Genomic DNA, 11,644 nt, shown 5'->3' on the forward strand with positions numbered 1-11,644 from the left:
ATGCTGACGCCCTCCCCTCAAACCTTCCGGGGCAGTTGCCTGTGCGGAGCGGTGAAATACCAGATCCGCTCACGGCCCAAAGCACTTTCGCACTGCCATTGCAGCCAATGCCGCAAAAGCCACGGCGCGGCGTTTGCCAGTTATGGCAGCGTGCTGCGCCAGAACCTGGAACTGCTGGAGGGCGGCGAACAGCTCAAGGCCTATCAGTCTTCGCAATCGGTACAACGCCAGTTTTGCCTGAACTGCGGCTCGTCGCTGTTCTGGGCAAACAATCAGGGTGAGTACCGCGACTGGATTTCGGTAGCCCTGGGCACGCTGGACACGACGTTCACCACGGAAAAACAGCAACACGTCGAAGTGACGTCGAAAGCACCGTGGTTTGAAATCAAGGATCAATGGCCGCAGCGCTGAGCCTGAAAGATTCATTCGCCAGACGCTGCTTCACCCTTTGCAAACCCGAGATCAGATGAAACTCTCAAAAAAAGCGGCTTTCCCTGCGCTGGTAATGGCCGCGTTAACTGTCATTGCGTTGCAGGTGTTTCTGTATGACGCCGAAATAACCATGGCTCAGGCAGCCATGGGCAGCGTGCCAGTTCAATTGGTCGCAGAAATCCTGATCACCACCGCCACTCATCTGTTTGTCGTGCTGATGGTGCCAATGCTCTTGATCGCTTACAGGAAGTACCTCGCCGGCTATGCGGTGCTTGCACTGTCCCTCGCTGCCTACGTCCAGATGACCACAGGACTGGGTGTGACCGGGCCGATGATCGCGGTCATCGCCGTCTCGATCCTGGGTTTTCATGGTTTCAGAAAAGCCAGCGAATGGGTACGTTATATGCGCGCGAAATGAATGACGCGGCCGCTCAATCGCATAGCAAATCACCGTTGAGCTGACGTGAGCAAGCGCTCATCGCTTCGCTCAGCCATGTCCTGAAAGCTGTGCTATTGGCACAGTTCTCAAACGGCCGTGGTGATAGCAGGCAGTGGGTCGATCCGTCCTGAATAAAGCCAAACGGTGCGATCAACTGCCCGGATTCGAGCTCGTTCTGCACCATCAAAAAGGACGCCATAGCGATGCCCAATCCGGGCAACGGGCAATCGGAACACAGGAATCCATCGCGCTCTGGAATACGAAGCCGGTTCTGTGGTGTCCTGTCTATTCTCAGCAGGTATTTTTCCACTCGCCAACGATGAGGCCCCTTACATGAGCAAAGCGCCGTACGTTCCGCCCCAGGTCTGGAAAAACCAAGCCCCGTCTGGCGGCCAGTTCGCCAGCATCAATCGACCGATTGCCGGGCCAACCCATGACAAGACCCTGCCGGTGGGCAAGCACCCGTTACAGCTGTATTCACTGGCCACGCCCAACGGCGTCAAAGTGACGATTCTGCTGGAAGAGTTGTTGGCGCTGGGGCACAGCGCTGCCGAGTACGATGCGTGGCTGATCCGCATTGGCGAGGGCGATCAGTTCTCCAGCGGGTTTGTCGAGATCAACCCGAACTCGAAAATCCCGGCGCTGCTGGATCGCAGCGTCGAACCGCCGATCCGTGTGTTTGAATCGGGCTCGATCCTGCTCTATCTGGCGGAAAAATTCGGCGCCTTTCTGCCGAAAGACCCGGCCGGCCGTACCGAAACCTTGAACTGGCTGTTCTGGCAGATGGGCGCGGCGCCTTATCTGGGCGGCGGCTTCGGCCATTTCTATGCCTACGCGCCGGAGAAGATGGAGTATCCGATCAACCGCTTCACCATGGAAGCCAAGCGGCAACTGGATGTGCTTGATCGGCGTTTGGCCGAAAGCACTTACCTGGCGGGTGACAGCTACACCATCGCCGACATCGCGGTCTGGCCGTGGTATGGGCAACTGGTACGCAACAATGTCTACTCCGCCGCCGAGTTTCTCGCGGCCCACGAATACACGCACGTGCAGCGCTGGGCAGAGGAGATTGCCAAACGGCCGGCCGTCATTCGCGGGCAACGCGTCAATCGAACGTGGGGCGATGAGGCGACTCAGGTGCCCGAGCGGCACCAGGCCGAGGATCTGAACTGACCACCCTTTCAATCACGCTCATCCGCTGAGCGTGCCCCATCAGCAGCGCCGGCGCAGATTTTTGTGTCCGGCCGTTGCGCCCTGATTCATCTCTCGCACGCCCCCGAAAACCCACATGTCCCTGCGGATCCCCCGAGGCAGAGCCTCCGGACGCTTGTGAAAAATTCGTTAACTAACTGACTCGTACGCCTTTTCTCCACGAATGCGATCTGAGACACTAATGAGAACAATTATTACATACGCCTGCATCAGATTCGTTTTCGTACTTTGGGGGAATCAGTTAGATGTCGTTTCACACCAATTACCGCCGCGCAAACCTCTCACCTAACCTGCTGGCGCTCGCCATCTGCATGGCCAGCATCGCACCTGCGCTGGCAGATCAAGCACCACCCGCTGCGCCAGCGGGCACGCTGGAACTGGACGCCACCGAAATCGGCGCCACCCAGATGAGCAGCACCACCGAAGACACGCAGTCCTACACCACTGGCCCGATGAGCACGGCAACCAAGCTGCCTTTGACCATGCGCGAAACGCCCCAAGCGGTGACGGTGATCACTCGCCAGCGCATGGACGACCAGAACATGACCAGCATCAACGATGTGGTGAAGGGCACGCCGGGACTGTTTCTCAGCCAGACCAGCGGTCCGGGACGGCAGACGTACAAGGCGCGCGGTTTCGACATCGACAACATCATGTACGACGGCCTGCCCAGCGCGTACTCGCCTTACTCCATGGCGGTGCAACCAAACCTGGCGATGTTCGACCGTGTCGAAATCGTCCGCGGTGCAACCGGGCTGGTCACCGGTGCCGGCAACCCGTCGGCGGCGATCAACATGGTGCGCAAACGGCCGACCGCCGATCAACGCGTGACCCTCACCGGCGCGGCCGGCAGCTGGGACGACTACCGTGGCGAAATCGACGCCTCCAGCCCGCTGAACGACAGTGGCACCTTGCGCGGCCGAGTGGTGAGTTCCTACCAAGGCGCTGACAGCTTTCGCGACAAGGAAGAGAACGACCATGGCCTGTTCTACGCCATCGGTGAAGCCGATCTGAGCGACAGCACCACCGCAACCCTTGGCTTCTCGCGGCAGAACGAACAGACCAACTATTTCTGGGGCGGTTTGCCGCTCGGCACCAACGGCCACCACCTGGATCTGCCCCGCTCCACTTACCCGGGCACCGATTGGGAAAACCGCAAGCTGCAAATCGACACCGTGTTCGGTGAAGTCGAGCATCGCTTCGACAACGACTGGAAACTGCACGTCGCCGGCTCATCATCGACCCTCGACGGCGAGTTCTCCGGGACTTACCTGTCGCGCTACGCCGGCCCGCTGGAAACCACAGCCTATCAATCCCATCACACCGACAAGCAGCGCGCATTCGACGGTTTTGCCAGCGGCCCGTTCGAAGCGTTCGGTCGCACCCATGAACTGGTCGTCGGCGCGAGCAACCGTGTGTATGACGCGACGACCAGGGAGTACGACCCGTACACCACCGCCTGGCCGATCGGCGCGCCAAAGCCCGACTTCGTCCGTGATGGCAAAACCCGCAGCGTCACCACCCAGGACGCCGTGTACCTGACCACCCGCCTGAGCCTGGCCGATCCGCTGACGCTGATCCTCGGCGGCCGCCTCGACTGGTACGACTACGATGACCGCACGGCCGACGGCGACTACAAGGTCACCCGCAACCTCACCCGTTACGCCGGCCTGATCTACAAACTGGACGACCATCACTCGGTGTACGCCAGCTACACCGACATCTTCACCCCGCAGACCCAGAAAGACCTCGGCGGCAAAGTGCTCGAGCCGATCGTCGGTGAAAACTACGAAGTGGGCATCAAGGGCGAGTACTTCAACGGCGCCCTCAACGCCAGCCTGGCGGTGTTCCAGATGGACCAGACCGGCCGCGCCACCCTCGCCGACAACCAGTTCGGCTGCCCGGTCATGACCTGCTACAACACATCAGGCAAAGTGCGCAGCCAAGGCGTGGACATGGAACTGCAAGGCGCGCTGACCGAAAACTGGCAGGTCGGCGCCGGCTACACCTACACCCGCGCGCACTACATCAAGGACGAAAACCCGGCGAACAACAATCAGCGTTTCGATACCGACACACCCGAGCATCTGTTCAAGGTGTCCACCGTGTACCGCTTCCAGGGGCCGCTGCAGAATCTGCGCGTGGGCGGCAACGTCTACTGGCAGAGCCGCATGTACAACGACATCACCCTGGCCAATAACGGAAGCTACCGCCTCGAACAGGGCGGTTATGCGGTCACCGACCTGATGGCCGGGTACGAAGTCAACGAACACCTGGATCTGCAAGTCAACGCGAACAATATCTTCGACCGTGTCTACTACTCCGCCATCGGCTCCGATGTCACCTGGGGCTCCACCGACAACTATGGCAACCCGCGTAGTTACATGCTGACCGCCAAATACAAGTTCTGAGTCGCTGACGATCTTGCGTAACAAAACAAGGGCGCCCGGGAAATCCGCGGCGCCCTTGTATTTTCTGCCCACCGCATTGGTCATGACCGGCAATACGATATAGGCTCTGAGCGAACTCATCACAAAGCATCGCCCCCATGACCAACCCGGACTTTGCACCCGACATCGAAGCCATCCGCAGTATTGACTCGGTGCCGGTCATCCTGAGCATGGTCAAACACCTCACTGGCATGCGGTTCGCCGCGGTGGCAAGGGTCACCGAGCGAAACTGGGTGGCGTGCGCTGTCGATGACTCGATTGATTTCGGGCTAAAACCCGGTGGCGAACTGGTGCTCGAATCAACCATCTGCCACGAGATCCGCCAGCACCAGCAGCCGGTGATATTCGGTCATGCCAGCGCCCACCCGGTCTTCTCGCTTCACCACACGCCGAAAACCTATGGGCTGGAAAGCTACATTTCCATTCCCATCGTCAAAGCCAACGGCGACTTCTTCGGCACGCTGTGCGCCATCGACTCGGTCCCGGCCAATATCGATGAACCGGCCATTATCAAAACACTGACCCTGTTCGCTCAATTGATCGCGATGAACCTGGACACGCAACGCCATCTGGAAGCGACCCAGATCGAGCTGAACAACGCCAATGAACTCGGACGCCTGCGCGAGCAATTCATCGCCGTACTCGGCCATGATTTGCGCACACCACTGAGCGCAGTGCGCATGAGCGCCGACTTGCTGGAAAGCAGAACCGAAGACAAACGTTCGCTCAACCTGATTGCGGCAATTCGCAACAGCTCGGTGCGCATGGGCGTGTTGATCGAAAACATCCTCGACTTTGCCCGAGGACGACTGGGCGGCGGAATTCCGGTGCAGCGCAAGCTGGTGGATGACTTGCAGCAGACCCTGCAATTGACGCTCGCTGAGGTTAAAGCCTCGCACCCGCAAGCGATTTTCATCGATGAGCTGGACGTGCCGGCAGGCGTCTATTGCGATGCGTTGCGCATCAGCCAGTTGCTTTCCAATCTGCTGGGGAATGCGGTTACCCACGGCTTGAACAGAACACCGATCGTCCTCAAAGCCTGTGCAGAAAACGACGAGATCGTGATTTCCCTGACCAACCAGGGCACGCCGATTTCAGCGCAACTGATGCCCTTGCTGTTCGAACCCTTCTCCCGCGCCGAAGCCGGGCAACGTTGCGAGGGCTTGGGACTGGGGCTCTACATCGCCTCGCAGATAGCGATGGCACACAACGGCACGTTGAGCGTGACCTCAAGCGCCGAGTCGGGAACCTGCTTCGTGGCGAGATTCCCGGCCCGGTTCAAATGGGTTTAAGCCGCCTGCCGACGCATCGTCAGAATCGCCGCGCCAAACCCGATAAACGTAGACCCTACCACCCGGCTGACCCAACGGGACAACGCCGGACGGGTCAACACGCCCTTGGCCCGCGAGGCCAGCGCGGCATAAACGCTCAGTGACGACACCGACAACGCCATGAAGATCGAGGTCAGGATCAAAAACTGCGGCAACAGCGCGGCGCCCTGATCAATGAACTGCGGAAACAACGCGGTAAAAAACATCGTCGCCTTGGGGTTGGTCACCGCCGTCAGAAACGCCGACTTGTACAGCTTGCCTCGAGTCGGCCGAACCTTGCTCGCCTCCCCCTCGATACCCTCCGGGAGCATCGGCCCTTTTTTGAACAGCTGCTTGACGCCGAGGTAGAACAGATACCCGGCCCCGATGATCTTCACCGCATTGAACAGCAGTTCCGAACTGGCCAACAACGCCCCCAACCCCAACATCGCCGCCGCCGACAGACAGAACAAACCACTGGCGTTACCCAACGACGACCAGATCGTGCTGCGCTGCCCATGAGCGAGGCTGTTATTGATCGCCATCAAAGTCGCCGGCCCCGGGCTGGCGATGGCAATTGCCGCGACCAGAGTGAACGTCAGTATCGAGTGAGAATCCATTTTCATTGCTCGCCAGAGTGAAGACGCCACATGTTACAGCAACCGGCTGCATAGCCCAGATCAAAAGCCCCTCACCCTAGCCCTCTCCCGGAGGGAGAGGGAACTGAGCGTGGTGACTACCAGAGTTACGCCGACGTGAAATACCGAGCCGGGCTCAAATTCTGAAACGAATCAAAAGCCCCTCACCCTAGCCCTCTCCCGGAGGGAGAGGGAACTGAGCGTGGTGACTACCAGAGTTACGCCGACGTGAAATACCGAGCCGGGCTCAAATTCTGAAACGAATCAAAAGCCCCTCACCCTAGCCCTCTCCCAGAGGGAGAGGGAACTGAGCGTGGTGACTACCAGAGTTACGCCGACGTGAAATACCGAGTCGAACTCAAATTCTCAAACAGATCAAAAGCCCCTCACCCTAGCCCTCTCCCAAAGGGAGAGGGGACTGAGCGTGGTGACTACCAGAGTTACGCCGACGTGAAATACCGAGCCGGGCTCAAATTCTGAAACGAATCAAAAGCCCCTCACCCTAGCCCTCTCCCAAAGGGAGAGGGGACTGACCGAGGTGACTACCAGAGTTACGCCGACGTGAAATACCGAGCCGTACTCAAAAAAAAACAAATAAAAAACCGCCCCCCCGCCCCGCTTCTCACCACTCAACAGGATGAGCGTTAGCTCGGCTGCAGCTCTTGATCTTGATCCACGGGCGACGTCGGAAGGCTGAGTGGAGGGATTGATCCGGGCGTGGGAGCGCAGCGACCGTTTGGCGCAGCCAAACACAGCGAGAGGAGGTGCAGCGAAGCAAACCGTAGGCGCTGCGCCCGGATCGATCCCGCAGCGAAGGAACCCCGAGCCCCAGCGAGCGGGCCGCACGCAGGAGCAAGCGTTTTTTGCTTACTTTTTTTGGCGTCTGAAAAAAAGTGAGTCGCTGTAAGGGCGAAACCGTAATAAGCCATCACCACAGCAACGGATATTCACAAAGAACACCCCAAGCATGGTCGGCCCAAAGGCCGCCAAGCCCAAACAAAAAAAAGCCCCGCAACCACATGAAGGCGCGAGGCAAAAAATTGGTTGGTTGCGGCCAACCAAAGGAGCTCAGTCAAATACGTACAAAAGCCAAATCAGATGCAATCCTGCGCAGCCCGCTCAAAACTCGAAGGCAAAAGGTTCGAAGCCAACAAATGCCGCTCGTAGATAAACACCTTGCCGCCATTACCCGCCTTGTACGCCTCAAGCACGTTGTCAGCCGAAACCTTGCTCGGCACCACAATCCGATAACTACGCTGAGTCTGCGAAACAGTCGGGTTCAACGCACTGCCCTGCAACTTCGGCACCACACAATCGGCGTACTGCGCAGGCGTCTTGCTGGTCTGCAAAGTAAGGCTCGGATTGTTCGGCGCCGAAGCGCAACCGGCGAGCAACAAAGAAGCGACAGCCATGGCAGGCACGAATAAAACACGCATCGGTAAAATCCTGAAAATAAAGGTTCGGTTCAACCGGCAACGGTTCAGCCTCACGGAGCCGCCGTCGCCATTTATGTTTTGAGTGTTCAGCTCGACGCCACCAGCGCCTTGAGCGACACATCGAATTGCTTCAAGGCGTTGAGTTGCAAGTCACGCTGCTTGTCGATTTGTGCAGCAATGGCCGGCGGCGCCTGGTTATGCACCCACACCGAAGGCAACTGTTTCTCAACCGCGCCTTCTGCCTTGCCGATGTATTGCAGGTCGGCGTCGTAGAAACGTGCGGTGAACCGCGCTTCGACCAGGCTGTTACGTTGGGTCAGCAGCCGATTGAACGTGTCGAGTTTCACCACCACGTCCGGATGCGCCTGCACCAAGGCATCGAGGTTGTCGTAAACGGTCACCGACAAGAACTGCTGCTGCAATGAACTCACCAGCCAGTCGATGGCCAGTTCCGGATCGGAACTGCTGACAAAGGCTTCACGAATTCGCGAGTCGAGCGCATCTTTCGCGCCGTTGACCGCCATGTCGTGGTAACGCTCAAGGTATTGCAGGTTGTCGAGGGTGTTCTCGCTGAGCAACACGCCGACGGTTTGCGAATGCTGCAACGTCGCACTGCTGCCGGTGAGGGTCTGGAAGTGACACGACCCGGTGTCGGCTGCATAAGTCGGTGCTGTGAACAGTGCGCCGCCTGCCAGCAGGGCGACCAAAGCCAGTCGGGTCATTGTCTTCATCGCGCAGATTCCTTGAGCGGCGTGTTCGATGGAGGCAATTTTCCGCCGATTGCCGACAAAGCAGAACTTGCGTTTCGTGATGGTCACTATTACTTCTAGCAATAGTTGCGCGACGTGCAGACTGATACACACTCAATCACAACGAGAAAAACATGAAATGAGGAGTTCGCCTTGAGAACGTTTGACCTGATCCGAGACGCCGTTTTGCCCGATTTCCGCGAGCGCGTGGCCGAGTATCTGGTTCAGTACGAAAGCGTATTGCTGAACAAAGACGCGACCGACCCGCAGATCATCACCGACACCGCCAACCAGCTGCGCGGCTACCTGCGCGGGCTCAACACCACCCGCGTGCTGGGCATGGCCTACTGGGAAGAGCTGGACCGTCGGGTCGTCGACACCTGGCTCACGCCCGAGCAATGACCGATCGGCGCGATGATCAGGGCGGCGGCCAGCAACCGCGCCCTCCCCGCTGCCAGTGGTCTGCGCGGCAACACGACCTCTGCGAAAAAACCGCCCGAACGCTTACAATCGCCGGTCTAACCGCCAATCAGACAGGCTCATCCAGAAATGCCGCTCGACCCACCTACGATGTTGACCATTTCCATCGCCCTCGCAGCCGCCGCCGCGCTGTATCTGGCGATCGAATGGCGCAGCATTCGTGAGCCTTCGCTACTGTTCTGGAGCGCCGGTTTCGCCACCATTACCGTCGGTTCCACCCTGGCTCTGCTGCGCAGCAGCGGTTTTCTGCTGATCGGCATCTGGTTCGCCAACGGCTTGCTGGTGACCGCACACTTCCTGTTCCTGCTTGGCGTGGCACGCTTTACCCAGATACGGCTGTCGCCGGCCTGGTATCTGATCTTCGCCACCTGGCTGGTCATGCTGTTGTTGCCGGACGGGCCGCTGTGGTCGAAAGTCATGCTCGCCGCCAATTCTCTGCTGGTGGCGCTGGCAACGCTCAAGGCCAGCTCACTGCTGCGCCCCCACGGCAAGTCGCTGAGCGTGGGCGCGGTGCAGTTGCGTTACGTTTTGCTCGGTCACGGGATCTTCTATGTGGCCAAAGCCTTGACCGTGGTGATCCCCGGCACGCTGATCGATCTGGCGGCGTTTCGTGGCGAGATCATTCAGATTTCCCTGGTCGAAGGCGCGATGGCGATCATGTTGATCGCCCTGTCGATGACCGGCACCGAACGTTACCGCCGGGAAAAACAGATCGCCCGCCTCGCCGAGCGTGATCCGCTGACCGCCCTGTACAACCGCCGCGCCCTGGAAAAGCGTGCGCCGCGCCTGCTCGAACACGTATCGCCCGAGCATCCCGGCGCCTTGCTGCTGATCGACATCGACAACTTCAAACTGGTCAACGACCAGTACGGCCACACCGCCGGTGACCGCTTGCTCATCGCCTTGAGCGAAATGATCCGCTCGGTCCTGCCGCGCAATGCACTGACGGCGCGCCTGGGCGGCGACGAGTTTGTCATCCTGCTCAGCAGCGCATCGAGTGAGCGCGTCATGGAACTGGGCAACACACTGCGCGAGCAGTTTCTGAGCACCACCTCACAGACATTCCCCACCACCGCCGCCGTGACCCTGAGCATCGGCGCCAGCCTGTTCGACTACCCGCCCGCCAACCTGACGGCACTGATTGAACAAGGCGATGCGGCACTCTACGAATCGAAACGCGGCGGTCGCAATCGACTGCGCCTGACCGGACTCACCACACCAGGATAATAAAAACCATGTCCAGCCTCGATACGCCCCTGCAAGACCGCGCCGCCCCCGAAGGCATCTGCTACGGCTGCGGCGGCCGCAACCCGCACGGCCTGCACGTCAAAAGCCACTGGCATGAAGACGGTGTGCACGTTATCGCCGAGCATCTGCCGGAGGCCAAATACTGCGGCTGGCCGGATCTGGTCTACGGCGGCCTGATCGCAATGCTGGTCGACTGCCACTCCAACTGGACGGCGATGGCGTACCACTACCGCGCAGAAAACCGCGAGCCCGACAGCCTGCCGCGCATCGACTGCGTCACCGGCAACCTCGGCATCAAATTCATCAAGCCGACACCGATGGGCGTGACGCTGACGCTGCGCGCGAAAGTCGAGGGTGACGTCGGGCGCAAGACCCGGGTGATCTGCGAGGTGTTTGCCGGGGAAGTGCTGACGGCGGTGGGCGATTCGGTGTTTGTGCGGGTCGATACCGGGCAATTGGCCGACGCGGCACACGGGCGATAAACCTGGCTTGTCGAACCGTTACCGGCAGGCCCTGGCGACTGTTCAACTGACCACAGCCCCTTTGGGGCCGCTGGCAATCAGGGCGGCGCCACAAGCGGTTTTCATGCCGTCCAACGCCACAGGCGTGCCATCAACGGTGTAAGTGCTACTGCCCTCAGCGATGGGGAAAACCCCTTTGCACAGAGGGCAGCTTACCTTGTGTCCGACACCGGCAATGGGCTTGCCATTGAGATCGGTTCGAGAGAATGCCTCAAGGACCGTGCCACCATGTGTGGTGGAGTCACCCAAGCGAATCGCGTCTTTCACAGCATCACTCCTTTGCCGTTCAATCAGGCCCGAAGGTCTGACCTTCGCCCTCTCAGTCTTCAATCTCCCACGCCAATCCCGGGTCCGCTGTGCCGTGTTCGCAAAAATACAGCAACGCTTTCCGGGCACTTTCTTTGTCGACAACCTGGTTTTTCGGGTAACTCCCGGACTGCCCACCGACGACGACATCAACCGTCTCATCGCTTGATGCATCAGGAATGGTCAGTGTGTAAAGCTTCTCGTCGACGTTTACCGCGATAAACACAACATAGCGATGGTCGTTCCCCCCGCCCACGCTCATGTAGTTTTCGTCATCGAGCAAAAACAGTGTCGAACTGAACGCCTTTCCATCCAGTCGATCCAGAGTTGCGAGTACCTTTGCGCGGTCGGGACTCAAGTGCTCTCGCTCTTTGAAAGCCGCGCCGTTTGCTTCGTCTTCTATGATTTTTTCCAGCTTCATGA

Annotated in this window: 13 protein-coding genes; 8 read left to right on the top strand and 5 right to left on the bottom strand. The window is 59.2% G+C overall.

All coding sequences use genetic code 11. The annotated features are described in order from the left end of the window. The 5 genes from ACRRSD_RS02260 to ACRRSD_RS02280 all read left to right on the top strand — a co-directional run bounded on the left by ACRRSD_RS02260 (position 1) and on the right by ACRRSD_RS02280 (position 5,825). Positions 1 to 411: a GFA family protein gene (locus ACRRSD_RS02260; protein WP_435036926.1), complete on the top strand. Its 411-nt coding sequence runs from the start codon at positions 1 to 3 to the stop codon at positions 409 to 411. After that, entirely contained in the window at positions 380 to 850 is a 471-nt protein-coding gene (locus ACRRSD_RS02265; protein ID WP_435036927.1) for a hypothetical protein, read from the top strand. Before ACRRSD_RS02260 ends, ACRRSD_RS02265 begins: the two co-directional genes overlap by 32 nt. Positions 851 to 1,204: 354 nt before the next feature. Beyond that, the gene (gene yghU / locus ACRRSD_RS02270) at positions 1,205 to 2,044 is read left to right on the top strand and encodes a glutathione-dependent disulfide-bond oxidoreductase (protein WP_435036928.1); all 840 of its coding nucleotides are present in this window, start codon (positions 1,205 to 1,207) and stop codon (positions 2,042 to 2,044) included. A gap of 284 nt (positions 2,045 to 2,328) precedes the next feature. After that, positions 2,329 to 4,494 (top strand): TonB-dependent siderophore receptor, encoded by a 2,166-nt coding sequence (locus ACRRSD_RS02275; protein ID WP_435036929.1) that lies wholly within the window; start codon positions 2,329 to 2,331, stop codon positions 4,492 to 4,494. Between the two features lie 137 nt (positions 4,495 to 4,631). Beyond that, positions 4,632 to 5,825, top strand: coding sequence for a GAF domain-containing sensor histidine kinase (locus ACRRSD_RS02280; RefSeq protein ID WP_435036930.1), 1,194 nt, complete (start codon positions 4,632 to 4,634; stop codon positions 5,823 to 5,825). Here the strand turns inward: ACRRSD_RS02280 and ACRRSD_RS02285 are convergent. From ACRRSD_RS02285 to ACRRSD_RS02295, 3 genes are all read right to left on the bottom strand, one after another. Further along, positions 5,822 to 6,463, bottom strand: a complete 642-nt coding sequence (locus ACRRSD_RS02285; RefSeq protein WP_435036931.1) for a LysE family translocator — start codon at positions 6,461 to 6,463, stop codon at positions 5,822 to 5,824. The two genes, ACRRSD_RS02280 and ACRRSD_RS02285, sit on opposite strands and share 4 nt — an antisense overlap. 1,112 nt (positions 6,464 to 7,575) lie before the next feature. After that, positions 7,576 to 7,917, bottom strand: a complete 342-nt coding sequence (locus ACRRSD_RS02290; protein WP_435036932.1) for a hypothetical protein — start codon at positions 7,915 to 7,917, stop codon at positions 7,576 to 7,578. An 86-nt stretch (positions 7,918 to 8,003) separates the two neighbouring features. Continuing rightward, a complete protein-coding gene (locus tag ACRRSD_RS02295) occupies positions 8,004 to 8,648 on the bottom strand; it encodes an ATPase (RefSeq protein WP_435036933.1) in 645 nt (214 codons plus the stop codon). A gap of 171 nt (positions 8,649 to 8,819) precedes the next feature. Between ACRRSD_RS02295 and ACRRSD_RS02300 the strand changes: the two genes are divergently transcribed. From ACRRSD_RS02300 to ACRRSD_RS02310, 3 genes are all read left to right on the top strand, one after another. Continuing rightward, on the top strand, positions 8,820 to 9,068 hold the full coding sequence (locus ACRRSD_RS02300) for a hypothetical protein (protein WP_095111980.1): 249 nt from the start codon (positions 8,820 to 8,822) through the stop codon (positions 9,066 to 9,068). A 147-nt stretch (positions 9,069 to 9,215) separates the two neighbouring features. After that, on the top strand, positions 9,216 to 10,373 hold the full coding sequence (locus tag ACRRSD_RS02305) for a GGDEF domain-containing protein (protein WP_435036934.1): 1,158 nt from the start codon (positions 9,216 to 9,218) through the stop codon (positions 10,371 to 10,373). A gap of 8 nt (positions 10,374 to 10,381) precedes the next feature. After that, positions 10,382 to 10,876 carry a PaaI family thioesterase gene (locus ACRRSD_RS02310; protein WP_435036935.1) on the top strand — a complete coding sequence of 165 codons (495 nt, stop codon included), beginning with the start codon at positions 10,382 to 10,384 and terminating at the stop codon, positions 10,874 to 10,876. A 42-nt stretch (positions 10,877 to 10,918) separates the two neighbouring features. On the opposite strand, the gene ACRRSD_RS02315 is transcribed toward ACRRSD_RS02310, so the two are convergent. Together ACRRSD_RS02315 and ACRRSD_RS02320 are read right to left on the bottom strand one after the other, a co-directional pair. Further along, positions 10,919 to 11,182 (bottom strand): PAAR domain-containing protein, encoded by a 264-nt coding sequence (locus ACRRSD_RS02315; RefSeq protein ID WP_038369533.1) that lies wholly within the window; start codon positions 11,180 to 11,182, stop codon positions 10,919 to 10,921. Positions 11,183 to 11,234: 52 nt separating this feature from the next. Then, positions 11,235 to 11,642, bottom strand: coding sequence for an Imm1 family immunity protein (locus tag ACRRSD_RS02320; protein ID WP_435036936.1), 408 nt, complete (start codon positions 11,640 to 11,642; stop codon positions 11,235 to 11,237). Positions 11,643 to 11,644: the final 2 nt, after the last annotated feature.

This window comes from Pseudomonas neuropathica (assembly GCF_051174785.1).
GTDB classification, from domain to species: Bacteria; Pseudomonadota; Gammaproteobacteria; order Pseudomonadales; family Pseudomonadaceae; genus Aquipseudomonas; species Aquipseudomonas neuropathica_A.